At 27.7% G+C, this 23,750-nt stretch carries 25 protein-coding genes; 18 read left to right on the top strand and 7 right to left on the bottom strand.

Features of this window, described 5'->3' with window-relative positions; translation table 11 throughout:
* Window positions 1-3: 3 nt before the first annotated feature.
* Genes secF through yajC form a run of 3 tightly spaced genes read right to left on the bottom strand, consistent with a single transcriptional unit; the run spans window position 4 to window position 2,823 of the window.
* On the bottom strand, window positions 4-975 hold the full coding sequence (gene secF / locus QZ429_RS00645) for a protein translocase subunit SecF (protein ID WP_291949512.1): 972 nt from the start codon (window positions 973-975) through the stop codon (window positions 4-6).
* Window positions 975-2,555 carry a protein translocase subunit SecD gene (gene secD / locus QZ429_RS00650; protein WP_291949515.1) on the bottom strand — a complete coding sequence of 527 codons (1,581 nt, stop codon included), beginning with the start codon at window positions 2,553-2,555 and terminating at the stop codon, window positions 975-977. The genes secF and secD overlap by 1 nt, the downstream gene beginning before the upstream one ends.
* On the bottom strand, window positions 2,548-2,823 hold the full coding sequence (gene yajC / locus QZ429_RS00655) for a preprotein translocase subunit YajC (RefSeq protein ID WP_291949517.1): 276 nt from the start codon (window positions 2,821-2,823) through the stop codon (window positions 2,548-2,550). The genes secD and yajC overlap by 8 nt, the downstream gene beginning before the upstream one ends.
* On the opposite strand from yajC, the gene QZ429_RS00660 reads away from it, so the two are divergent.
* Window positions 2,793-4,130, top strand: a complete 1,338-nt coding sequence (locus QZ429_RS00660) for an apolipoprotein N-acyltransferase (protein WP_291949519.1) — start codon at window positions 2,793-2,795, stop codon at window positions 4,128-4,130. The two genes, yajC and QZ429_RS00660, sit on opposite strands and share 31 nt — an antisense overlap.
* Here QZ429_RS00660 and metK read toward each other — a convergent pair.
* On the bottom strand, window positions 4,122-5,318 hold the full coding sequence (gene metK, locus QZ429_RS00665) for a methionine adenosyltransferase (protein WP_291949521.1): 1,197 nt from the start codon (window positions 5,316-5,318) through the stop codon (window positions 4,122-4,124). The two genes, QZ429_RS00660 and metK, sit on opposite strands and share 9 nt — an antisense overlap.
* A gap of 132 nt (window positions 5,319-5,450) precedes the next feature.
* Here metK and sstT point away from each other — a divergent pair, with 132 nt between their 5' ends.
* The 17 genes from sstT to QZ429_RS00750 all read left to right on the top strand — a co-directional run bounded on the left by sstT (window position 5,451) and on the right by QZ429_RS00750 (window position 20,796).
* Window positions 5,451-6,677, top strand: a complete 1,227-nt coding sequence (gene sstT / locus QZ429_RS00670) for a serine/threonine transporter SstT (RefSeq protein WP_291949523.1) — start codon at window positions 5,451-5,453, stop codon at window positions 6,675-6,677.
* A gap of 12 nt (window positions 6,678-6,689) precedes the next feature.
* On the top strand, window positions 6,690-7,568 hold the full coding sequence (locus tag QZ429_RS00675; protein ID WP_291949525.1) for an aspartate carbamoyltransferase catalytic subunit: 879 nt from the start codon (window positions 6,690-6,692) through the stop codon (window positions 7,566-7,568).
* A 2-nt stretch (window positions 7,569-7,570) separates the two neighbouring features.
* Complete coding sequence (locus QZ429_RS00680) at window positions 7,571-9,292, top strand: M3 family oligoendopeptidase (RefSeq protein WP_291949527.1); 1,722 nt, start codon at window positions 7,571-7,573, stop codon at window positions 9,290-9,292.
* Window positions 9,285-9,731 (top strand): hypothetical protein, encoded by a 447-nt coding sequence (locus tag QZ429_RS00685; RefSeq protein ID WP_291949529.1) that lies wholly within the window; start codon window positions 9,285-9,287, stop codon window positions 9,729-9,731. Before QZ429_RS00680 ends, QZ429_RS00685 begins: the two co-directional genes overlap by 8 nt.
* Complete coding sequence (locus QZ429_RS00690) at window positions 9,728-11,788, top strand: ATP-dependent helicase (protein ID WP_291949531.1); 2,061 nt, start codon at window positions 9,728-9,730, stop codon at window positions 11,786-11,788. Before QZ429_RS00685 ends, QZ429_RS00690 begins: the two co-directional genes overlap by 4 nt.
* Window positions 11,785-12,603 carry a tRNA pseudouridine(55) synthase TruB gene (gene truB, locus QZ429_RS00695; protein ID WP_291949533.1) on the top strand — a complete coding sequence of 273 codons (819 nt, stop codon included), beginning with the start codon at window positions 11,785-11,787 and terminating at the stop codon, window positions 12,601-12,603. The genes QZ429_RS00690 and truB overlap by 4 nt, the downstream gene beginning before the upstream one ends.
* Window positions 12,597-12,824: a carbon storage regulator CsrA gene (csrA, locus tag QZ429_RS00700; protein WP_039650414.1), complete on the top strand. Its 228-nt coding sequence runs from the start codon at window positions 12,597-12,599 to the stop codon at window positions 12,822-12,824. The genes truB and csrA overlap by 7 nt, the downstream gene beginning before the upstream one ends.
* Window positions 12,821-13,573, top strand: a complete 753-nt coding sequence (locus QZ429_RS00705) for a 4-(cytidine 5'-diphospho)-2-C-methyl-D-erythritol kinase (protein WP_291949541.1) — start codon at window positions 12,821-12,823, stop codon at window positions 13,571-13,573. Before csrA ends, QZ429_RS00705 begins: the two co-directional genes overlap by 4 nt.
* 3 nt (window positions 13,574-13,576) lie before the next feature.
* The gene (gene smpB / locus QZ429_RS00710; protein WP_291949543.1) at window positions 13,577-14,032 is read left to right on the top strand and encodes an SsrA-binding protein SmpB; all 456 of its coding nucleotides are present in this window, start codon (window positions 13,577-13,579) and stop codon (window positions 14,030-14,032) included.
* A 15-nt stretch (window positions 14,033-14,047) separates the two neighbouring features.
* Window positions 14,048-14,659 (top strand): thioredoxin domain-containing protein, encoded by a 612-nt coding sequence (locus QZ429_RS00715; RefSeq protein ID WP_291949544.1) that lies wholly within the window; start codon window positions 14,048-14,050, stop codon window positions 14,657-14,659.
* Complete coding sequence (locus QZ429_RS00720; RefSeq protein WP_291949545.1) at window positions 14,643-14,936, top strand: ATP-dependent Clp protease adaptor ClpS; 294 nt, start codon at window positions 14,643-14,645, stop codon at window positions 14,934-14,936. The genes QZ429_RS00715 and QZ429_RS00720 overlap by 17 nt, the downstream gene beginning before the upstream one ends.
* Window positions 14,933-17,062 carry an AAA family ATPase gene (locus QZ429_RS00725; RefSeq protein WP_291949546.1) on the top strand — a complete coding sequence of 710 codons (2,130 nt, stop codon included), beginning with the start codon at window positions 14,933-14,935 and terminating at the stop codon, window positions 17,060-17,062. The genes QZ429_RS00720 and QZ429_RS00725 overlap by 4 nt, the downstream gene beginning before the upstream one ends.
* Window positions 17,037-17,678, top strand: a complete 642-nt coding sequence (gene aat, locus QZ429_RS00730) for a leucyl/phenylalanyl-tRNA--protein transferase (RefSeq protein ID WP_291949549.1) — start codon at window positions 17,037-17,039, stop codon at window positions 17,676-17,678. Before QZ429_RS00725 ends, aat begins: the two co-directional genes overlap by 26 nt.
* A gap of 86 nt (window positions 17,679-17,764) precedes the next feature.
* Window positions 17,765-18,196 (top strand): flagellar basal body rod protein FlgB, encoded by a 432-nt coding sequence (flgB, locus tag QZ429_RS00735; protein WP_291949552.1) that lies wholly within the window; start codon window positions 17,765-17,767, stop codon window positions 18,194-18,196.
* 10 nt (window positions 18,197-18,206) lie between these two features.
* Window positions 18,207-18,701 (top strand): flagellar basal body rod protein FlgC, encoded by a 495-nt coding sequence (gene flgC / locus QZ429_RS00740; RefSeq protein ID WP_291949555.1) that lies wholly within the window; start codon window positions 18,207-18,209, stop codon window positions 18,699-18,701.
* A gap of 10 nt (window positions 18,702-18,711) precedes the next feature.
* The gene (gene fliE / locus QZ429_RS00745) at window positions 18,712-18,999 is read left to right on the top strand and encodes a flagellar hook-basal body complex protein FliE (RefSeq protein WP_291949614.1); all 288 of its coding nucleotides are present in this window, start codon (window positions 18,712-18,714) and stop codon (window positions 18,997-18,999) included.
* Between the two features lie 3 nt (window positions 19,000-19,002).
* Window positions 19,003-20,796 (top strand): penicillin-binding protein 2, encoded by a 1,794-nt coding sequence (locus tag QZ429_RS00750; protein WP_291949558.1) that lies wholly within the window; start codon window positions 19,003-19,005, stop codon window positions 20,794-20,796.
* 100 nt (window positions 20,797-20,896) lie between these two features.
* Here QZ429_RS00750 and hemH read toward each other — a convergent pair whose 3' ends face one another.
* Genes hemH through QZ429_RS00765 form a run of 3 tightly spaced genes read right to left on the bottom strand, consistent with a single transcriptional unit; the run spans window position 20,897 to window position 23,741 of the window.
* On the bottom strand, window positions 20,897-21,805 hold the full coding sequence (hemH, locus tag QZ429_RS00755) for a ferrochelatase (protein ID WP_291949617.1): 909 nt from the start codon (window positions 21,803-21,805) through the stop codon (window positions 20,897-20,899).
* Window positions 21,805-22,668, bottom strand: a complete 864-nt coding sequence (locus QZ429_RS00760; RefSeq protein ID WP_291949560.1) for a Gfo/Idh/MocA family oxidoreductase — start codon at window positions 22,666-22,668, stop codon at window positions 21,805-21,807. The genes hemH and QZ429_RS00760 overlap by 1 nt, the downstream gene beginning before the upstream one ends.
* A complete protein-coding gene (locus tag QZ429_RS00765; RefSeq protein WP_291949620.1) occupies window positions 22,665-23,741 on the bottom strand; it encodes a DegT/DnrJ/EryC1/StrS family aminotransferase in 1,077 nt (358 codons plus the stop codon). The genes QZ429_RS00760 and QZ429_RS00765 overlap by 4 nt, the downstream gene beginning before the upstream one ends.
* Window positions 23,742-23,750 lie beyond the last annotated feature (9 nt).

The following is a 23,750-nucleotide window of genomic DNA, read 5'->3' on the forward strand; positions in this document are numbered from 1 at the left end:
TTTTTAAACTATTCCTTTTTCATACATAGATCTTATTTTATCTTTTTCTTGTCTTTTTTTAGCTTTTTCTAATTCTTTTTGGCGATACTGCATAACACTAAATTTAAACCATAATAATGCAGGGCTTGCTACAAAAATAGAACTTGCAGTTCCTGCTAAAATGCCTACTATCATAGTTAATGCAAAACCTTCTATCATTGAGCCACCAAAAAAATACAATACAACAACTGAAATCAAAGTCAATCCTGTAGTAAGTGTTGTTCTTGATAAAGTTGCAGAAACTGACTCATTTATAATAAGATCAAGTTGTGAATTTTTACTTGTTTTAATACCTTCTCTAATTCTATCAAAGATAATAATAGTATCATTTAAAGAATATCCAAGCACAGTTAAAATAGCCGCTAAAATATCTAAATTGACATCAATTTCAAATAAAGCAATAGCTCCTAATGTAATCACAATATCATGAATTTCACACACTATAGAAGCCATAGCAAAACGCCATTCAAATCTAATAGCAAGATAAATCAATATAGCAATTAAAGACATTCCAACTGCCATAAGACCTTTATTTCTTAATTCATCTCCCACTTTAGGACCCACCACATCTACACGACGCACCTCAAATTTACCAGTATTTTGCAACAAATTTGCAACGCCTATTCCAGGATCTGAGCCTAAACTATCACTACTCCCTGAAAAACGGATAATTACTTCATTTTCGCTACCAAATTCAGTTACACTTGCACCTTTTAAATCTTCATTATCAGACAATGCTTTTCGTATATCAACAAGTGGAGCTTTTTGTTCATATTGAAGTTGTATTAATGTCCCACCGGTAAAATCAATACCAAAATTTAAACCCTTAATAAAAAGAATAAAAAGCGAACCAAAAAATAAAACAAAAGATAAAGATATAGCTACAAATCTCATCTTCATAAAATTATAAATGTGTTTTTGACTAAAAAACTGCATTAAGGTCTCCTATATCCAAACCAAAGTCTAGTATTATTGCTTTTTTCTATACGATTTATAAACATCTCAAACATTCCGTGAGTCCCTACAATAGAGGTAACCATTGAAACTAAAATTCCTATACTCAAAGTTATAGCAAAACCTTTTACTGCACCTGTTCCATAAGCATAAAGAACTATAGAAGTAATAAGCGAAGTGATATTTGAATCTAAAATCGCACTCATAGCATGTTTATACCCACCTTCGATACTTTGTTTTATACTCATACCATCTCTTAATAATTCTCTAATTCTTTCATTTATAATAACATTAGAATCCACAGCCATACCAACTGTTAAAACCAAACCGGCCATACCAGGCAAAGTAAGTGTAGCTCCAAACATCGCCATAACAGCAATAATCATTAAAATATTTGCAATTAAAGCAATATTTGCAAAAATTCCAGCTATGCCATAATATACAATCATAAAAGCAACTACTAAAATAGAAGCTCCAGCTAAAGCAATCATACTCATTCTAATACTATCAGCTCCTAATGATGGCCCAACACTTCTTTTTTCTAGCATTTTAACAGGTGCTAAAAGCGCACCACTTCTTAAAGCAATAGCTACATCGTGAGCTTCTTCTACACTAAAACCTCCACTAATTTGACCGCTACCTCCACCAATTCTTTCATTGATTCTTGGTGCAGAATAAACTTTATTGTCTAAAACTATGGCTAAACGTTTTCCAATATTATTTCCAGTATAATCTCCAAATTTCTTCGCACCCTCTGAATTTAAAGTAAAATTTATAACAGGTAAATTATTTCCTTGTCCAAACCCAACCTTAGCATCAGTTAGCATTGCACCATCTAGTATTGGTATAGATTTTACAAGATATTTCATCTGTGAATTTTTAGCATCTTCAAAAATTACATCTCCATACTCTGCTGCCTCATTTTGCGTAAGATTATTAACTTGATCCATTCTTACATCATCTACTTCCATTAATTGCAAATGTGCTGCTTTAGCAATAAGCTCTCTAGCTCTTGTCTCATCTGCAGCAGTCTTAATACCTGGAAGTTCAACTAAAATTTTATCATTTCCTGATCGTGCCACATTTGGCTCTGCGAGTCCAAATTGATCCAAACGATTTCTTATAGTTTCTATTGCTTGCAATATAGCTTGCTCTTGTGTAAGCTTAATTTCCTCTTGAGTTAGAGAAATCGTATAATGAAGATTTTGACGTTCAATTAATAAACCTTTTATATCTTTTAACAATAAATCAATCTTAGCTACATCACTTTCATCTAAAAGAGTAAATTTTATATTATCATCACCAATTTTTATTTTATCAATAATAATATCCTCTTTATTGATGGAATAACTAAGTGATGAAGCAATAGATTTAATTTTGGATCTAATTGCCTCATCAACTTCAACTCCAAGCAACATATACAAACCACCCTGCAAGTCAAGTCCTAAATTAATCTTAGCACCACTTTTAGTTTGTAAAAACGAAGGTATGGAAAAAACTAAGCCTACGATAAAAACTATAAAAAAAATGATACTTCTATAAGTAATTTTTCCATTACGCATTAATTTTCTTTGCTATAAAATCTTTAGAAATTTTTATCATTACATTTTCATCATTAAGCTTAACTTTGATAAAATCATCTTCAGGTTTTACCACTTCACAAATTATTCCACCGCTAGTGATGATTTTATCACCTTTTTCTAAAGATGAAATCATTAATTTGTGGTCTTTTGCTTGTTTTTGTTGTGGTCTAATAACCAAAAAATAAAAAATTACAAAAAGCACAATGAGAGGCAATAATGAAGTCCAAATATTTCCGTTTTCTGCCATTTCTTCCCCTTTTTCTTAAATTCATAAATCCTAATTCTATCATCTTTAAAATAATAAAAGCCTTTTTTTCTGCACTTTTAATTTCAAATTTCATATATCTTTCTTTTTTTGAAAATTTATTTTTAGAACTGCTCAATCCCTTTTTAAGTATTTATGGTTTAGTTTTATTGTTGCGAAGTAAAAACAAAATGTCCTATTTTTTAACTGGTTTTTTTATAGGAATTTTATGGTTTTGGTGGGTAGGCTTATCATCAATTTATTTTAACTTATCATATTTAATTCCTATTGAAATACTTATCATTGGTATTATTTATGGTGTTTTATTTTTAATTTGTTATTTCTTATATTTTGATTTTTTACGCCTTTGTGGAATTTTTTTATTAAGTTTTGTGCATCCTTTTGGATTTGACTGGTTAAATTTTGGAATTTTAAGTGTATATGGAATTTTTGATGCGAGTTATAAAGGTGCAATTATTATTTTTTTAATAGCTTATTTTTATTATGAAAAATATATTTCAAGATATTATAAAATAAGTATTATTTTAATTTTAGCTTTAATAGGCATACAATATGAGCAAAAAAATCCCGAGAAATTAGAATTAGACTATAAACTAATTCAAACTCATATATCTCAAGATCAAAAATTTTTACAAGAAAATCTACAAACTCACTCAAATATGATTATAGAGCAAATAATACAGGCAATCAAAGAAAAAAAGGAACTTATAATTTTTCCAGAAACTACTTTTGCTTTTGCGTTAAATAAAAGTTCATATCATATACAACTTTTAAAAGAACTATCTCATCAAATCATTATCATTACCGGAGCTATAAGTTTAACTTCTAATGGTATTTATAATAGCACTTACATTTTTAACAAAGGAAAAGTAGAAATTTTTAACAAATATTATCTTGTTCCTTTTGGGGAAGAAATTCCCATTTTTAAAGATTTATTTAAAAAAGCTTTTTATGATTTAGATGAATTTTCAAAAGGAAAAATATTTAATCAATATACTTTAAATAATCAAAAAATTACTAATGCTATATGCTATGAAGCAACAAAAGAACAAATATATAAAAATTCTAAAATTATTATAGCTATTTCAAACAATGCGTGGTTTGATCATTCTATCCAATACAAATTACAAAATATTTTAATTCAATTTTATGCAAACAATTACAATGTAAGTGTATATCATACAACTAACGGAGAAGGTAATATGGTGATAAAACCAAAAGAAATTTTATTACAAAAAATAAAAAATACTCTCGAAAGTAAAATGAAGCTTTTTAAGGCTTCATTTTAGTGATTTAAATTCTTCTACAGCATCAAGTTTTTCCCAAGGATAATCTGCTTGACCAACTTGACCTCTTGCAGCAACATCAGCATATAAAAACGTTTCTTTACTAGGTTTATCAAGAGCAAATTTATTTTTAATCCAATTAGGGGTTAAAGGGAAAGTTTTCATTACAAAATCGCTTAAAATATTATCGTTTAATCTAGTATTTGTCCCCATACAATCAACACTTACAGAAGTAGGTTTTGCAACACCTATAGCATAGGATAATTGAACAATACATTTTTTTGCTAGTTGTGCAGCAACAATATTTTTTGCAAGCCATCTTGCAGCATACAAACCACTTCTATCTACTTTAGTATAATCTTTAGAAGATTGTGCTCCTCCGCCTATTGGAGCATAACCACCAAAACTATCTACTATTAATTTTCTTCCCGTTAATCCACTATCATGCAATGAGCTATGATTTACATACTTTCCTGTTGGATTAATTAAAATTCTTGTTTTTTCCATATGAAAAAGATCTTCTGGTAAATTTGTATCTAAGATTAATTTCATAATTAAAGATCTTAAATTTTCAATATCCATACTATCTACGCATGGTGCTGAAACCACTATAGTATGGATACTCTGTGGCTTACAATTTTCAAAATTTTCCTTAGTTCCATAATCAATTGTTACTTGAGTTTTTATATCTACTCCAAGCTTATCAGGATTTTCTTTTGCATAATTATACACCTTATCACAAAGCATTCTCGCATAAGAAATAGCCGCAGGCATATACTCTTTAGCTTCACTACTTGCAAAACCAAACATAATGCCTTGATCACCCGCTCCTATTTCTCCATCTTCTTGATCAACACCTTGATTAATATCAGGACTTTGTTCGTTTAAAAACACCATAACTTCTACATCATCAGGATGTAAGCATTGTTTTTTATTAAAATGGGGGTGGCCATCATAACCAATATCAGCTAATGCTTTTTTGACTATATTCTCATAATCTATTTTCTCTAATTTATGTTTTGATTTAATTTCGCCACCAATTACGACTTTATTGCCTGCTACAAATACCTCACTAGCAACACGTGAATCTTTATCGTGTGTTAAAAAAGTATCAACGATATTATCAGCTATTATATCTGCACATTTATCAGGATGTCCGGCACTAACAACTTCAGAAGTAAATAAATACATTTTTTTCCTTTGAAAAATTAAATTATATATCCGAGTTGATTGTAACAAAACTTTACTTAAAAATCAAAAACTTTAAGCTTTGCTTTGCTAAAATAAACCCACAAAGATCGACAATATATAAAAAGGTTATGTATGAATTTTATTTCTAGTGCAATTACATACTATAAGAATGGGAATTTAATACTGCAAATTTGCATTGGTATTATTTTAGGAGTGCTCATTGGATTAGTTTCTAAAGACCTAGCTGCCTTTGCAAATATATTTGGAAATTTATTTACAGGAGCATTAAAAGCAATAGCCCCTATTTTAGTTTTTATCTTAATCCTAACTACAATATGCACAAAAGAATTTACTTATGGAAATGCTAAAATAAAACATATTATTTTTTTATATATAACTGGCACTTTTTTAGCTTCACTTAGCGCTGTTAGTGTTAGTTTTATTTTTCCTGTTGAACTTACATTAACAAATGTCGAAAAAGCTTCAAATTTAAGCCCTACTCACATTAGTGAAGTTTTTAAGACCTTATTGCTTCAAATAGTGGATAATCCTATACACGCTCTTTCTTCTGGAAACTATTTGAGTATTTTAGTATGGGCAGTAGGAGGAGGTTTTGCTTTAAGACATTGTTCTAATGACGCAAAACAACTTTTTTCAGATATTAACGAAGGAGTGTTAAAAATCGTTAAATTTATAGTCAAACTTGCTCCTATTGGAATTTTTGGTCTTGTGGCAAATTCTGTAGCTCAAACTGGTGCTCAAGGTCTTTTAAGCTATGCAAAATTATTAGTAATTTTAGTTTTAACTATGTTCTTTGTAGCTTTTGTTATCAATGCTTTAATTGTTTTCATTTATACTAAAAAAAATCCATATCCATTGATTTTTATCTGCTTAAAGCATAGTGCTGTATTTGCATTTTTTACAAGAAGTTCTGCTGCAAACATACCTGTAAATATGGCATTATGTTCAAAACTTAATATCAATAATAATCTCTATAGCATTTCTATACCACTAGGTGCTACTATAAATATGGCTGGTGCTGCTGTAACTATAGCTATATTAAGCTTAGCTGCTGCCCATACGGTTGGAATTGAAATTAACTTTTTACAAGCTATGCTTCTAAGCATTTTAGCAACTTTTGCTGCCTGTGGAGCAAGTGGCGTAGCAGGTGGATCATTACTTTTAATACCACTTGCTTGCTCTTTGTTTAATATTGATTATGATATAGCAATGCAAGTTGTCGCCGTAGGATTTATAATAGGAGTGATTCAAGATAGTGTAGAAACTGCATTAAATAGCTCTACAGATGTTTTATTTAGTGCAATCTGCTCTGATAATGAACTTAATTTAAAATTTTAAAAAAGGTTTTTCATGAGGCACTTAATTACTACAAAAGATTTTAACAATGAAGAAATCTTAAAACTCTTTAAAGATGCTAAATCTTATTTAGATGAAAAGGAACGCAGTGATTTACAAGGAAAAAGTATTACAACAATTTTCTTTGAAAATTCAACAAGGACTCAATCAAGTTTTGAAAGTGCAGCAAGAAGATTAGGTGCAAGAATACTAAAACTTGATGTCTCAAGAAGTAGCTCAAGCAAGGGCGAAACACTTTTTGATACTGCTGCTAATTTAGACGCTATGGCACCAAGTGCCATTGTAATAAGGCATAAAAATTCAGGAATCCCATATACACTTGCTAATTACACTCATTGTCCTATTGTTAATGGTGGTGATGGAAAACACGCTCATCCAACACAAGCCTTTCTTGATCTTTTTACTATAATGGAACATTTTGATTATGATGTAGAAGGTAAAAAGATCGCCATAGTTGGAGATATAAAAAATTCTCGTGTTGCTGCTTCAAATTTAGAATTACTTCCTAGATTTGGTATCGATATTTCCTTAGTTGGTCCACCTCATTTTATGCCAACTTATCCAATAAAAAAATTCAATAAATTAGAAGATGTTATTGATAGTGTTGATATAATAATGAGTCTTAGAACACAAACTGAAAGACATAACATACCAACTTACGCATCATTAAAAGACTATGCAAATGATTTTTGTATTACTAAAAAACTTATAAAAGATAAAGATATCATTATCTTACATCCAGGCCCTGTGCATAGAAACATAGATATAAGTGATGAGATTATGGCAGATAAAAGATCAAAGGTCTTAATGCAGGTTAAAAATGGGGTTGCTATTAGAATGGCTGTATTAAAAAAATTAATTTTAGAAAGTTAAATATGAAAAATTGGGATTTAAGCGCGTTATTTAAAAACGAGGAAGAGTTAAATATATATATAGATAAAATTTGCAAAGAAGCAAAACAATTTAAACAAAATTACGAAAATAATTTAAGTAATTTAAGTAATGAATTTTTTTTACAGGCCTTAAAAGATTATGAAAATTTAATCTTAAAACTTTCTCATATTTTAACCTATGTGTATTTGGTATTTGCTCAAGATACAACCAAAGGTTCATTTTATGCAAAATATGAAAATTTAAGTAAAGAAATAGAAGAACATTTACTCTTTTTTGAACTTGAATTTTGTGAGTTAAGCGAAGAAAAAAATCAAAATTTTATAAATTATTGCAAAGATTATGCTTTTTATTTAAATAATCTTATTCAACACAAACAACATAATCTTTCACAAAAAGAAGAAAGAATAATTTTGCATTTATCAAATACTGGAGCTAATGCTTTTTCAAGATTATTTGATGAAACTTTTAGTGCATTAAGATTTAAATTTGATGGGAAAAAAATAAGCGAAGAAGAAATTCTAAGTAAGCTTTATGATCCTGATAGAAATGTTAGAAAAAAAGCATCAAAATGTTTTAGCAAAGGGTTAAAAAAACAAAATAAACTTTTAGTTTATATATTTAATATGATAAAAACTGAACTTTCTAATATATGCAAATTAAGAGCCTATGAAAGTCCTGAAACCTCACGACATATCAAAAATCAAATTTCTAAAAAAAGCGTAGATGCACTTATTAATTCAACTGAGAATTCATTTGACTTAGTTGCTAAATTTTACAATGCTAAAAAGAAAATACTTGGTTATAAAAGCCTTAAAGATTATGATAGATATGCACCAATTGGACAAGATATGCAAATAAATTTTGAAGATGCTAAAGAAATAGTTTTAAAAGCTTTTAGTAATTTTTCAATTGAATTTTACAATATAGCCAATGAAGCTTTCAATAATGGATGGATTGATGTTTATCCTAAAGATTTTAAACAAGGTGGTGCTTTTTCTCATTCTAGCACCCCGCTAACTCATCCTTATATCTTACTAAATTTTACCAATAAAAGACGTGATCTTTTTACATTAGCTCATGAACTTGGTCATACTATCCATCAAAAACTCTCATATAATGTTAGTTTTTTAAATCAAAATACACCATTAACCACAGCAGAAACTGCTTCAGTGTTTGCTGAAATGTTAATTTTTGATCATATAAAAGAAAAATTAAACAAAAATGAGCTTTTATCTTTATATGCTGCTAAGATTGAAGATATTTTTGCCACCTTATATAGACAAATTAATTTCACTACTTTTGAAAGAAGATTTCATACTAAAAATGAGGAATTAAACTCTAAAGAATTAAGTGAAATATGGCTAGAAGAATCTCAAAAAATGTTTAAAGATAGTGTTAAACTAAGTAAGGAATATGCTTTGTGGTATTCGTATATACCGCATTTTATCCATTCGCCATTTTATTGCTATGCTTATGCTTATGCACAACTTCTAGTACTTACCTTATATGGCTTATACAAAAGTGGCAAATGTAAAGATTTTGTGCAATTGTATATTAAATTTTTAAGCAGTGGAGGAAGCAAGAGCCCAAGCGAACTCGTGTCTATGTTTGGATTTAATATAGAAAGTGATGAATTTTGGAATATAGGTTTAGAGCAAGTAAAAAATATAGTAAATGAATTTTTAAGGCTTAGTGATGATTGATAAAATCTTAAATGATAAAGATTTCATAGATTTAATGCAAAATAGTATATATCAATGCTTACAAATTTTGATTAAAGAAGAAGTAGAATTTAATATTGTAGTAAATACAAAATTTGTAACCTTAACCCCCTCGCTTCCAAAGGAAATTGATATGATAAGCAATAATCCTTATTGTATTTTTGCACTTGGAGGATATACTTTTAAATCTATAGTTTTAAACAAAGAAAATATGGAATTTCACGCAGGTTTTGGGCCTGATGATTTTGCAACCTTTGTAAAAGTTGATTTAGGGGCAATCACCCAAATTCAAGTAATGGAGAATATAATTTTTGTAAATTTTTCTAATTATTTTAAAAAACATAATGAACAAAAGCATAAAGAAAAATCTATGAATGCTTTTTTAAACAATCCAAATAATAAAGACATATTAAAAAAATGAATTTATTACAGGATTTAAATTCTAGTCAAAAAGAAGCCGTTTTACATATAGATGGTGCGATGTTGATACTTGCTGGTGCAGGTAGCGGAAAAACAAAAACTATTACCACTAGACTTGCGTATTTGATTGATCAAGTAGGAATTCCAGCACACCATACATTAACTCTTACTTTTACAAATAAAGCTGCTAGTGTAATGAAAAGTAGAGCTTTAGCTCTGATTAAAAATGAAAATTTACTCAATCCTCTACTTTGCACATTTCATAAATTTGGCTTATTATTCCTAAGACTTCATAGCGAAAGAATCTCTCGAGCAAATAATTTTGTTATCATCGATACAGATGATAAAAAAAAGATTTTAAAAGATTTAGCTAGTGAAAATTTGAAAAATTCACTAGCCACCATAGGGGCTTATATTTCAAATTTTAAAAATCAAAGTAAAAATGCTCAAGAAATTCAAAAAGAATTAGGATTATTAGATGATGAAAAAAATAAAAACTATAAAGAAATTATTCATCTTTATGAGCAATATGAACATTTTTTAATTCAACATAATTTTATGGATTTTGATGATTTATTAATGCTTACAAATAAAATTTTAGAAGATGAAAATTTTGCAAAAGAACAAAGTAAAAAATATGCTTATATCACGGTTGATGAGTATCAAGACACAAATACTTTACAATATCAAATTTTAAAAAAATTATGCTCAACTCATGAAAATATTTGTGTAGTTGGTGATGATGATCAAAGTATTTATGGATGGCGTGGAGCTAAAATAGAAAATATTTTAAATTTTCAAAAACAATTTAGCAACGTCAAGCTTGTAAAATTAGAACAAAATTATCGATCTACTAGTGCTATCTTGCAAGCTGCCAATGAGCTTATAGAGCATAATAAAAAAAGACTAGGTAAGGTTTTAATTTGCACTAAAGACAAGGGCGAAGAAATTGAAATTTTACAAAACGATGATGAAAAAATAGAAAGTTTTAAAATAGCAAAAGAAGTAAAAAAACTTTTAAAATTGGGTATTGATCCTAGTGAAATTGCTATACTTTATAGAGTAAATGCACTTTCTAGAGCTTTAGAAGAAGCTTTTACCATAGAAAAAATTCCTTTTAAATTGCTAAGTGGAATGAGATTTTATGAGCGATCTGAAATTAAAGATATCATTTCTTATTTGAGATTGCTATCTAATTTAAATGATGATTATTCTTTTAAACGTATCATAAATAAACCTAAGAGAAATTTTGGTAATGTTGCATTAAACAAACTTCAAGATTATGCTAAAAAACATCATTTATCCTTATTTGAAGCACTTTGCACCACAATAGGTAATAAATTTTTTAGTAAAAAAACAGAAAAAGAAATAGAAAAATTTATACTCAATATATATAAACTTAAAGAAAAAGATAGCTTAATTGATATCATCACTTCTTTAGAAAGCGAATTTAAACTAAAAGAATTTTATAAAAATTCTCCAGAAGGTGAAGATAAAATTTTAAATATCGATGAACTTTATGCTAACTTAAAAGATAAAATTTCTCATGGAAATTATAAAAATTTAGATGATATTTTAAATGAAATTACACTTTTAAATGAACAAGATGGTTTAGAACAAGAAAGTATTTGCATTATGAGCATACATGCTAGCAAAGGTCTTGAATTTGATTATATTTTTCTTGTGGGTTTAGAAGAAGGTTTTTTTCCATTAACTAGCGAATCAAGCAATATAGAAGAAGAGCGAAGACTCGCTTATGTAGCTATTACAAGAACTAAAAAAAAGCTTTATTTAAGTTATGCTAACTCAAGATTTTATAAAGGAAGCAGAGCTAAATTAGCTAAAAGTAGATTTTTAAGTGAAAGCAATGTCATAAAAAAAGAATTAATCCTTGATGATGCTAAATCATACAAAAAAGGTGATTTAATCAAGCATAAAATTTTTGGTATAGGTAGAGTAATAAGTGTAAGCAAAATAAGAGTTGAAGAAAGATTAACCATTAATTTTGGTGGTATAGAAAGAATCATAATGTCAAATTTTGTGGAAAAAATTATATGAATAAACTCTTTGTAGCATATAAACCAAGTGGATTAAGCTCTAATGTTTTCTTAAATAAACTTAAAAAAAAATACAAAAATAAAAAAGCTGGCTTTTCAGGAACTCTTGATCCTTTTGCAAAGGGCGTTTTATTGATCGCTTTTGGACAATATACAAAATTATTTAGATTTTTTAAAAAAAGTCCTAAAATATATAAAGCCACACTTTGGCTTGGGGTAAAATCTAAAAGTATTGATAATCAAAATATAGAAAAAATAACCTCTTTGACGCCATTTAATCATTCAATTTTACAAAAAATACAAAAAGAACTTTTAGGGGTTATTTCTTATACTCCACCTGCTTATTGTGCTAAAAAAATTAATGGTGTGCGATCTTATGAGCTAGCAAAAAAAGGTATTCAAGCAAATTTAAAAACTTGCGAAATGGAAATTTTTTATTCTAAAATTTTACACTACAATCATCCATTTTTAACTATGGAAATTTCAGTGAGTGAAGGAGGTTATATTAGATCATATTGCGAATTATTTGCTAAAAAATTAGGAATTAATGCTACTTTAAGCTCCCTTGAAAGAATTTGCGAAGGTGATTTTTATTATGATAATGAGAAAGAACTTGACATATTAGATTATTTAAATCTTAAAAAAAATACGATAAAATGTCCCCAAAAATTATACAATGGACAAAGAATTTTCTTAGATGACTTAGAAATTCAAGAAGAAGGTTGCTATCTCCTAGAAACAGCTAATTTTTTTTCCATTATAAATATAAAAGATAGTCAGGTGCAATATTATTTAAATAAGGTTTTAAAATGTTAATTTTATCAAGAAAAGAAAATGAAAGCATACAAATAGGCGATGATATAGAAATAAAAATAGTTCAAACCGGCAAAGGATATGCAAAAATAGGCATTGAAGCTCCAAAAACTTTAATGATTTTAAGAAAAGAACTTATTGAACAAGTAAAAAGTGAAAATTTACATTCAATTAGCGATGAAACCATTAAGCTTGATGATTTGAGTAAAAAGCTTAAAAAATGAAAGCTTACGCCAAAGCTAATATTTTTTTAAAAATCGTAGGATTTGATACAAGGTCTTATCATTTAATATCATCACGTTTTATCTTGTTAAAACACTTATATGATGAGCTAGATTTTAGTAGTGAAAAAAATAAAGAAGGTTTTGAAATTACCGGTAATTTTAAAGAAGATACTATTATCCATAAAGCATATAATGAACTTAAAAATTTAGGGTATGAAGAAGAATTGAAAGATTTTTTTAAAAATAAGAGTTTAAAATTAACTAAAAATATACCTATAGGTGGAGGGCTTGGTGGAAGTAGCACTGATGCTGTTTCTTTTTTACTTATGATCAATGAAGAGTTAAATTTAAAATTATCTTGGCAAATTTTAAAACAAATTTGCCAAAAACTTGGTTCTGATTTACTCTTTTTTTTAAGTGGATATGAAAGTGCAAATGTTAGTGGTTGTGGAGAAATTGTGGAGTATTTTGATGATGATTTTGTCTGTTTAGATTTTACTTTCTTGCCTTTTGTATGCTCAAGCGCTAAAGTTTATGAAGCATTTGACAAAACGCACTACAACTTAAAAGAAAATTTACAACTAGCCAAACAATTTAACCAACTTAAAACAAATCAATTGCTAGAATTTAAAAATACTCAATTAAATGATTTATTTGCCCCTTGTGTAAAAATTTATCCTAAAATGCAGGAATTTCTTTCTCAAGGATATTTCTTAAGTGGAAGTGGAAGTAGTGTTTTTAAGGTTTAATAAATGAAAAAAACTATTGTAAAAAACAAAAAAGCTTTTTTTGATTACGAAATTTTAGAAAAATTTGAAGCAGGAATTGTTTTGAAAGGTTCTGAAGTAGTAGCATTAAGAGCTTTTAGGGCAAATTTAAAAGACTCTTTTATCCGCATTATTAAAGGAGAAATCTTTTTACTTAATGCTCATATTTCTCATTTAAGCACCACACACACTTTTTATAGGCATAATGAAAAAGATGCTAGGAAACTTTTAATGCATAAAAAGCAAATTGATAAACTATTTGGAAAAATAAGTATTCAAGGATTTACCATAGTTCCTTTAGAATTTTATTTTAATGAAAAAAATAAAGTCAAAGTCTTAATAGCATTAGCAAAAGGAAAGAATTTACACGATAAAAGAGAAAGTCTTAAGAAAAAACAAGCAGATCTTGAAGCAAGAGCTGCTATAAAAAATCATTATTAACATAAAGGAATTTATATGAAAAAACTTGTGTATTTAATTTTAATAAATATCGGATTTTTTTTAAATGCTTGTTCTAATCAAGCTACTTTAGAAGATGACTTTTATTTCAAAGAATTTAAAACAGGAGAAGAAATAATCTTGCAAAATATCAATGGAGGTGAAAAAACTCTAGTAAGAGCTGAAAATGGATTTGTTATCAAAGGTGAAGAAGAAAAAATTTTAATGTTAGATTTTTTTGGAACCTTTTGCACTCCTTGCCAAGAAGAAGCACCTATTCTTACTAATTTATGGCAAAAAAACAACCCTAATCTTATCTTAATAGGATTAAGCCATTTTGAAAACGTAAGCGATCAAGCTATTAAAGATTTTGCTATCACATATGGGGCATATTATTTTTTGAGCAATTCTAAAGAAAATGACAGAATTATTGCACAAATTCTAAAAGATATAAACTACAAAAATATGGAACAACTTCCATTTAAAGTAATTTTAAAAGACAAAAAATATCAAGATTTAAGTAATTTTTGGAATACTACACAAAATTTTGTAAAGTATTATCTAGGAAGAATTCCAGAGCAAATTATGCAAAAAGATATCGACAGGATTTCTCATGAGTCTAAAAAATGAAACCTTAGAACAACAAAAATTAGCAGATCCTAAGATGTTTAAAGTATTGTTGCTAAATGATGATATTACAACAATGGAATTTGTTATAGATATTTTAATTAATATATTCCATCACAATTTTGAAAAAGCAAATGCTATTATGTTAGAAATTCATCATCAAGGCACCGGAGTATGTGGTATTTATACCCAAGAAATCGCTCTAAGTAAAAAACAACAAGTTGATATAGCAGCAAAAAATAATAATTTTCCATTACAAACAAGGATAGAAGAACAATGAAATATCAAGAACTAATAGATTCATTCATTCCTAATGCAAGACATTTAAGCTTTATCAATCATCACGAATTTATAACTTGCGAACATTTACTTTTTACCTTAGTAAAATTAAGCAATGATTTTAAAAAAATACTAGAAGAAATTGGAGATGGAGACTTATCAACCTTTGAAATAGAATTAAAAAATTATCTAGCAAAGAATAATGAAGTCTTAAAAAAAGACATAGAGCCTATATTTTCTATAGTATTAAATGATATCTTACAAAATTTAAATAAAAAAAAACAAACCGATGTATTGAATTTTTTAATTGCATTAATTCAGGAGGAAAAATCTTACTCTCATCAACTTTTAAAAAAACATCTAATCAACAAAGAAAAACTAGAAAAACTTCTACAAAGCACTGAATTTGAAAATGTAAAAATTCATACAATTGAACTTGTAGAACTTGCAAAATCTGGGAAAATAGACCCTGTTATCGGTAGAAAATTTGAACTTGAGAGGATAATGCAAATTTTAAGTAGATGTAAAAAAAATAATCCAATTTTAGTAGGAGAACCTGGAGTTGGAAAAACTGCTGTAGTAGAAGGTTTAGCCTTAGCTATTGCACAAAATAAAGTCCCAACACATCTGCAAAATTCAAAAATTTATAGTCTTGATATGGCTAGCTTATTATCAGGAACTAAATATAGAGGTGATTTTGAAAAAAGATTAAAAGATATTATTAAAGAATTAGAAAATATCCCTAATGCGATCTTATTTATAGATGAAATTCATACCATAGTTGGTGCGGGTGCTAGTAATGAAAGTCGTGCGGATATGTCAAATTTATTAAAACCTGCATTAAGCAATGGTTCTATTAAATGTATAGGTGCTACAACTTTTATAGAATACAAAAATACTTTTGATAAAAATAGAGCATTAGGTAGAAGATTTGCTAAAATCGATATAGACGAGCCAAGTGAAGAAGAATGTTTTTTGATTTTAAAAGGCTTAAAAAATAAATATGAAAATTTTCATAAAATCAAACTTAGCGATGAAATCTTACAAAATAGTATCAAGCTTGCTAAACAATTTTTACATGATAAATTTTTACCTGATAGTGCGGTAGATTTAATAGACGAATTGGGAGCTAATTTTGCATTAGAAAATAAAAAAACTAAAAAAATAATTAAAAATGAAGATTTAGAAAATACTTTAGCTAGAATGACTCATTCTCATAAAATTTATGAAAGTGATCAAGGAAAAATTTTAAAAAATTTAGAAAATAATCTAAAAAATAATATATTCGGGCAAAATGAAGCTATAAAAGCCTTATGTTCAATCTTAAAACAAAGTTATGCAGGTTTGAAAGCTAAAAATACCCCTAAAGGTGTATTTTTATTTACCGGAGCAAGTGGAGTTGGTAAAACAGAACTTGCAAAACAATTAGCACAAATTTTAAACTTAAATCTTGAAAGATTTGATATGAGTGAATATGCTCAAAAGCATGATATTAGTAAGCTTATAGGAACCTCAGCTGGCTATGTTGGATATGAAGATGGAGGGTTATTAAGCAATAGTATCAGAAAAAATCCTTTTAGCGTAGTGCTTTTTGATGAAATAGAAAAAGCTCATCCTGATCTTACTAATACTTTTTTGCAAATTTTTGATAATGCAAGTTTGACCGATAATAGCGGTCTTAAAGCTGATTTTAAAAATACCATCATTATTATGACTTCAAATTTAGGTCTTAAGGAAACAAATGAGTTGGGATTTTTAAGTAATAACAAAGAAAAAAATAATAAAGCCATCAAAGATTTTTTTACTCCTGAATTTATCAATCGTATCGATAAAATCATACATTTTAATGATTTAAATGATGAAATTTTAGAACAAATAGTTCAAAAAGAACTTGAAATTATGAGTTCAAATTTAAAAGATATTAGCATAGAAGCTGATAAAAAAGTAAAAGAATTTATTGCAAAAAAAGCTTCTTTTAAAGATTTTGGAGTGAGGTTGTTAAAACGTGTAATAGCAGATGAAATTGGTGAAAAATTAAGTGATGAAATTTTATTTGGCAAACTAAAAAATGGTGGAAAAGTAAAATTAAGACTTTCTAAAGATGAAACAATCAAATTTGTATTCTAAACTTCTAAAAAGTCCTGATAATGCTCCAGTTTTTATAAGTGAAAAACTAGAATTAAATTTTATACTTCAAGCATATAAATTAGGACTTTTTCCATGGACAAGCAATCCTGTTACTTGGTGGTGTCCTTCTCCTAGAATGGTTCTTTTTCCTGCAGATATTCACATACAAAAAAGTATTAAAAAATCTTTAAAAACTTATGATATTAAACTTGATAAAAACTTTAATTCACTCATTAATCTTTGTGCATCAAGAGAAAAAACGTGGATATCTCAAGAATTTATTGTAATTTATAATGAGCTTTTTAAGCAAAATATAGCTCATAGTGTCGAAGTGTATGAAAATAATAAACTTATTGGTGGCTTATATGGACTTATTATAGGTAAAATGTTTTTTGGCGAAAGTATGATTAGTCTTAAAAAAGATATCTCTAAGATTGCATTAATAAAACTTTGTGAAATTCTATCTCCTTTTGAATTTATTATTGATTGTCAAATTCCTAATAATCATTTAAAATTTATGGGTGCAAAAGAATTATCTAAAAAAGATTTTTTAGAAATTTTAGAAAAAAAAATTAATCTACAAAGTGGCTTTGAAAATTTTAGAAATTTACTCTAAAAGGATATAATCTCTCGCAAATAAGATGTTAGATTTTTGGAATATTTTTTGCTTTATATTGAGAAAAGTTTTATGAAAGGAAAAAGATGATAGACCCTTTTAAATCAAAAGAACTCGTTGTTAATGCACTAGCAGGAAGAAATTTAAGAAGTCAAATGATAAATTCTAATCTTGCAAATGTAGATACTCCTTTTTATAAAGCAAGAGATATAGAATTTGAAACTGCTTTAGTTAATAGAGCAAATGAAATTTTTAAAAGAAAAGATACTAAAGAACTTGAGCTTGCAAGCACTAATGCAAATCATCAAAAACCTTGGAAATTTCCTGATCCAAATAAATCTACAATTTATTTAAGAGACGGACATTTAGCAAGAAATGATGCTAATACGGTTGATTTAGACGTAGAGACTACAGAAATGAGTAAAAATGCTATGATGATTTCAGCTTTAGATGGTGTCTTAAAAAGACAAAGCAACCTCTTTTCAACTATCATTGAAACAAGTTCTAAATTAAGCTAGGAGATGAAAGATGGCTTACTTAAGTGATTTTGATATTAGTGGATATGGACTTAGCGCTCAACGTTTTAGAATGAACGTAATTAGCTCAAATATAGCTAATGCAAATACAACAAGAACAGCAGAAGGTGGTCCTTATAGAAGAAGGGAAGTTATTTTTAAAGCAACTGACTTTAGTGAAATTTTAAATAAGCAAATAGAAAAAAATAATAATTTTTTAGAATATGAAAATCCACTCAATGATCCAGCTTCGCAAAAAGATGCAAAACCTGCTATAATGAGTGTTGTAGTTGATAAGGTAGTTAGAGATGATAAAGATTTTAGAATGAAATTTGATCCATCTCATCCAGATGCAAACGAACAAGGTTATGTCGCATTTCCAAACATTAATCCTGTTATAGAAATGGCTAACTTAATAGAAGCAACCAGGGCTTATCAAGCTAATGTAAGTGCATTTACAAGCACTAAAACCATAGCACAAAGTGCCATAGATTTACTAAGAGGTTAAACGAATGAATATAAATAATATTAATCAACTCAATAATTTAAATAACAAAACTAATACAAATAATACAAACAATATTGGTAATGAATTTTCAAGTTTATTAAAAAATTCTATTAATGATCTTAATAAAAATCAAGAAAATGCCGAAGCTGCAATGACAGATATTGCTACAGGTGAAGTAAAAGATTTACATCAAGCAGCTATAGCTATTAGCAAAGCTGAAACAAGTATGAAATTTATGCTTGAAGTTAGAAATAAAGCTATAAACGCTTATAAAGAAATTTCAAGAACTCAAATATAATATATGCTCCAAAATACCACTCGAAATAGAGTTTCAAAGGTTGCTTTTGCTTTTTGTGTGGCTCTGTTTTTTATGGTATTGTTTTTATTATCTACATTTTTTCTTACCTCCAAAAGACATATCCCTAACACAGAAAAAGAGCAATATTTTTCTGCTTTAAGAGGTAATATTATCACTAATGATAATTTCATCATTACTTCTAGTAGGCAAATTTATAGAGCAGAGATAGATTTAAGGAGTTTAAATCCCAATAAAAAAGATCTTTTTTTAACACTTTTTCAAATTTATAGCGGTGCTAGCGATGAAGAAATGCAAGATATCAAAAAAAGAATGAATGCTAAAAAAAGAAGTTATAGTTTTATTTTATTACAAAATATCAATTCTAAAAATGCAAGCTATCTTAAAGAACTTGCAAAAAAACTTTATGCTCAAGGTTTTTTCAAAGCATTTACAAATAGTAATGGAAGAGTTGAAACAAGGGGTCTTAATATCATAGAGCATAAAGAAGATCGTGTATATATGCCAAAAGATTCTTTAACCCCTATTATAGGATATACTAGAGCTTATATGGATGAGGAAAGTAATATTTTTAAAAATTCAGGTATTAAGGGTTTAGAAAAATACTATAACGAATGTTTAAATCCTCTTCAAAATGCAAAAATTCAAGGTTTAAAAGATATAGGCGGGAACATTATCTTAAATTTATATTCTTATGGACAACGCAAAATTAATGGTTGTAATTTATACTTAAATATATCACTAAAACTTCAAAAAAGTCTAGAAAAAGCTATAGATCAAAAAAATGAAGATCTTAAAGCCAATGAAATTATTGTCGCTGTAATGGAAAGTAAAAGTGGTAAAATTTTAGCACTGGCTAGCTCAAGAAGATATGATCCGCAAAATCGTGGAAAAGATTTATCGGTACTAAATGCGAGTGTTGTAGAATATGGATATGAAGCTGGTTCTGTTATCAAACCTTTTATTTTTACCACTGCTTTAATGCTTGATAAAATCAAAACAAATGAAATTATAGATACGAATAAAGGTCAATATAAACTTGGTCGTTTTACCATACGAGATGATCATATTAAAAACAAAATGACTATGGAAGAAGTTATTACTTATTCATCTAATGTCGGTATGATAAAAATTGCTCAAAGACTTAGTAACTTAGAGATTATATCAGGGCTTAGAATTTTTAGATTTGGTGAAAAAAGTGGTATAGACTTACCTTATGAACAAAAAGGAGAAATTCCTAATCCAAAAAGATTAAGAGATATAGAAAAGTCTGTTTTAAGTTATGGTTATGGACTCAAAACTACTTTTATACAACTTTTAGCTGCTTATAATGTTTTTAATAATGATGGAATTTATATCTCTCCACAAATTGCATACAAATTTTATCAAGATGGGCGTATGGTAATCTTAGATAAAGAAGTAAAAAAAGATAAGATTTTATCTAGTAAAGCAGCTCAACAAATGCAACAAATTTTAATCAATGTTATCGAACAAGGCACAGGAAAAAAAGCTTTTACTGAAGGTATTGTCATAGGAGGTAAAACTGGAACTGCACGTATAGCAGAAAGAAAAGGATATACTTCAAATCGCTACAATGCCTCTTTTTTCGGCTTTGCCAATGATACAAACCACGCTTATACTATAGGAGTTTTAGTAAGAAATCCAACTAAAGCTTATAGTTATTATGCTGCGCAAAGTGCATTACCTATATTTAAAGATATAGTTCAGATTCTAATTAAAGAAAATTATTTAACTCCTATAAAAAATAAAACAAATTAAAAAGCCTTTATAATCAAAGTTCCTATTTTTAAAAAATATTTTAAGTAAAAATTTAAGAATTTAATTGATTTTATTAAAATATTTTTAAAGATTTAATTCATTATTTATCATTAAAAAGTTTAAAATTTATAAAATCTACAAATTCAGCAGTATCGTTAGGACAAGCAATTAAATCATACTCTTGACTTGCTAAATGTTTATATTCTATACCTAATTCAAAAATGGTTTCAGAACAATCTATACAAAAAGAAATAGGATAAATCAAAGCCTTGTGCTGAAGTTTAGATAAAATTTCACTAGTACTTGGACCTAACCATTTAATAGGACCTAACTTAGACTGATAAGAAAGTAAAATTTCATTAAAATATGGTCTTAAAATTTCTTTTAAAATATCTATATGTTCATTAATATGCTTTTCATACATATCGCCTTTTTTAATAATAGAAATAGGCAAAGAATGCGCAGAAAAAATTAAAATTTTATGCTCTGGTTTTTTTGCCTTTAAAATATGCTTAACAATCATTTCATTATAAATTTTATCCTTATAAAAAGGATCTATAATCTTAATGCTTGCCTTATTGTTTAGTTTTGCTAAAGCCCTTTGTGCTGATTTTACAGAACTTGTAATTGTTGTTTTGGAATGATGCGGATATAAAGGAAATAAAATAAGCTCATCTTCTTCTTTAAAGTCGTATTTGCTAAAAACATCATAGGCAAAAGGTGGCACATATAAACTAATAAAATCAAACTGATAATGTTTATTTTGAGATTTTAATTTATTGCATAAATTTTGTGTAATTTGTGTTAGAGGAGATTTACCTCCCATTTTTTCATAATTTTCTATCATAGCTTTGAGTCTTAGTTTTCTTATTATAAAGGCTACAAATTTTCTTAAAAAAGTATTTTTAATATCTAAAATATAAGGATCGTTAAACATATTTTTTAAAAAAAGCTCACATTCACTTAATTGATTTACTCCACCCATATTAAGAAAAAAAACATACCTCATCAACAAACTCTTTCTAAAATTTCTTGAACTTTCAAAGCATCTTCTATAGTAGCTAAATTTTGAGGTATAGTATTTTTCAAAAATTTAAAAAATGCTTCGTGCTCTCCTTGCAAAGGAGAATTAATATATAAATTTTCAATTTTTTTCTCATCTATAAAAAGTGTAAAATTTTTTAAATCTACTTCATAGGTATGTTTTTCACCTAAAATAACAATCTTTCGTATCGTTTTCTTTGCATTCCAACTATTATGAATACTTGCTAAAATATGATCTAATTCTAAATTCATCATCACTTCGTCTTCAAATTTTTCATTATGATGATAAGTTTTGTAAATATTTACTTTAGTAATTTCCTTTTGAGTTAAAAAACGCAACAAATCAAGATCATGCACACTAAGATCATTTAATACCCCAACATCAATAATTCTTTGAGGATATAAAGAAATTCTTTGGATATTAATGCTTATTATTTTATCTTGCAATAATTTTTCTTTTAAAGTCAATATAACGGGATTAAATCTTTCACAAAAACCTACCCCAACCTTTACTTGATGAATCTTTGCAGCACTTTCTATTTTTAAAATTTGCTCCAAATTTAAAGCTAGTGGTTTTTCTATCAAAACATTTTTAACTTTAGCAAACACTTTTATTGCAATTTGCAAATGTGTATTAGTTGGAGTAGCTATAAAAACAGCATCTAAATTTTGTGCTAAAAATTCATCAAAATTATCATATAAGGAATATTGAAATTTTTCCTTGCAAAAAGGATCAAATAAACAAATTTTTCCTATATTTGAATTCTTTTTGAGTTCTTTTAAATGATTCTTTCCCATTTTGCCTAAACCCACTAAGCCTATATTCATCTTAATGCCTCTATCACTCTAGCTTGATGTTCTTCTTTTAAAAAGGCACTCATAGGTAAAGATAAAATCTCATCACTTAAAAGCTCCGTATTTGGCAAACTTCCTTTTTGATAATTAAGATACTTAAATGCTTCTTGCAAATGCAGTCCTAAAGGATAATGCACTGCTGTTGGTATGCCTTGATCTTGCAAATTTTGCATAAGTTTTTCTCTATTTTTAACACGAATACTATATTGAGCCCAAACACTAGAAAAACCTAATTTTTTTGGTGGAATGATACAATTTTTTAAATTTTCATCATAAATTTGTGCAATTTTTTCTCTTTTTAATATTTCATCATCTAAATATTTTAATTTTACATTCAAAATAGCAGCTTGAATTGTATCAAGTCTTGCATTTATACCTATATATTTGTGTTTATATCTTTGAGTCTGTCCATGATTTAAATAAATTCTAATTTTTTGAGCTAATTCATCATCGTTAGTAAAAATAGCACCTCCATCACCATAAGCTCCTAAAGGCTTAGAAGGAAAAAAGCTTGTGCAAGAAATATCAGCTATAGAGCATGATTTTCTTTGTTTTTCTTTTGCACCAAAACTTTGCGCTCCATCTTCAATTAAAGCAATATGATGATCTTTACAAATTTCTTTTAAAGCCAACATATCAGGCATAAGTCCAAAAATACTCACTGCAATAACTGCTTTAGTTTTTCTAGTAATAGCTTTTTTTACTTGCTCTAAACAAAGATTATAATCTTTAAAATCAATATCTACAAAAATAGGCTTAGCTCCCATTAAAGCTACCATTTCAGCAGTTGCTATGAAAGTAAAAGATGGCAAAATTACCTCATCATTTTCTTTAATATCTAAAGTCTTTAATGCAAGATAAAGCGCACTAGTTCCGCTAGAACATCCAATAGCATACTTAATCCCCACATACTTGGCTAAATTTGTTTCAAAATTTTCAAGTTTCTTTCCACCTATAAAAGTAGCATCTTGTAACACTTCGCTAATAGCCAAATCAATTTCATTTTTATAAGTATTATACTGAGTTGTTAAATCTATAAAAGGAATTTGCATATT

It is taken from the genome of Campylobacter sp. (assembly GCF_020024835.1).
Taxonomy (GTDB): Bacteria; Campylobacterota; Campylobacteria; order Campylobacterales; family Campylobacteraceae; genus Campylobacter_D.

Bases quoted from the DNA above. Each gene is read 5' to 3' on its own strand.
- secF (WP_291949512.1), bottom strand. From the start codon at position 975: ATGCAGTTTTTTAGTCAAAAACACATTTATAATTTTATGAAGATGAGA.
- secD (WP_291949515.1), bottom strand. From the start codon at position 2,555: ATGCGTAATGGAAAAATTACTTATAGAAGTATCATTTTTTTTATAGTT.
- QZ429_RS00660 (WP_291949519.1), top strand. From the start codon at position 2,793: ATGAAGTCCAAATATTTCCGTTTTCTGCCATTTCTTCCCCTTTTTCTT.
- yajC (WP_291949517.1), bottom strand. From the start codon at position 2,823: ATGGCAGAAAACGGAAATATTTGGACTTCATTATTGCCTCTCATTGTG.
- metK (WP_291949521.1), bottom strand. From the start codon at position 5,318: ATGTATTTATTTACTTCTGAAGTTGTTAGTGCCGGACATCCTGATAAA.
- sstT (WP_291949523.1), top strand. From the start codon at position 5,451: ATGAATTTTATTTCTAGTGCAATTACATACTATAAGAATGGGAATTTA.
- QZ429_RS00675 (WP_291949525.1), top strand. From the start codon at position 6,690: ATGAGGCACTTAATTACTACAAAAGATTTTAACAATGAAGAAATCTTA.
- QZ429_RS00680 (WP_291949527.1), top strand. From the start codon at position 7,571: ATGAAAAATTGGGATTTAAGCGCGTTATTTAAAAACGAGGAAGAGTTA.
- QZ429_RS00685 (WP_291949529.1), top strand. From the start codon at position 9,285: ATGATTGATAAAATCTTAAATGATAAAGATTTCATAGATTTAATGCAA.
- QZ429_RS00690 (WP_291949531.1), top strand. From the start codon at position 9,728: ATGAATTTATTACAGGATTTAAATTCTAGTCAAAAAGAAGCCGTTTTA.
- truB (WP_291949533.1), top strand. From the start codon at position 11,785: ATGAATAAACTCTTTGTAGCATATAAACCAAGTGGATTAAGCTCTAAT.
- csrA (WP_039650414.1), top strand. From the start codon at position 12,597: ATGTTAATTTTATCAAGAAAAGAAAATGAAAGCATACAAATAGGCGAT.
- QZ429_RS00705 (WP_291949541.1), top strand. From the start codon at position 12,821: ATGAAAGCTTACGCCAAAGCTAATATTTTTTTAAAAATCGTAGGATTT.
- smpB (WP_291949543.1), top strand. From the start codon at position 13,577: ATGAAAAAAACTATTGTAAAAAACAAAAAAGCTTTTTTTGATTACGAA.
- QZ429_RS00715 (WP_291949544.1), top strand. From the start codon at position 14,048: ATGAAAAAACTTGTGTATTTAATTTTAATAAATATCGGATTTTTTTTA.
- QZ429_RS00720 (WP_291949545.1), top strand. From the start codon at position 14,643: ATGAGTCTAAAAAATGAAACCTTAGAACAACAAAAATTAGCAGATCCT.
- QZ429_RS00725 (WP_291949546.1), top strand. From the start codon at position 14,933: ATGAAATATCAAGAACTAATAGATTCATTCATTCCTAATGCAAGACAT.
- aat (WP_291949549.1), top strand. From the start codon at position 17,037: ATGAAACAATCAAATTTGTATTCTAAACTTCTAAAAAGTCCTGATAAT.
- flgB (WP_291949552.1), top strand. From the start codon at position 17,765: ATGATAGACCCTTTTAAATCAAAAGAACTCGTTGTTAATGCACTAGCA.
- flgC (WP_291949555.1), top strand. From the start codon at position 18,207: ATGGCTTACTTAAGTGATTTTGATATTAGTGGATATGGACTTAGCGCT.
- QZ429_RS00750 (WP_291949558.1), top strand. From the start codon at position 19,003: ATGCTCCAAAATACCACTCGAAATAGAGTTTCAAAGGTTGCTTTTGCT.
- hemH (WP_291949617.1), bottom strand. From the start codon at position 21,805: ATGAGGTATGTTTTTTTTCTTAATATGGGTGGAGTAAATCAATTAAGT.
- QZ429_RS00760 (WP_291949560.1), bottom strand. From the start codon at position 22,668: ATGAATATAGGCTTAGTGGGTTTAGGCAAAATGGGAAAGAATCATTTA.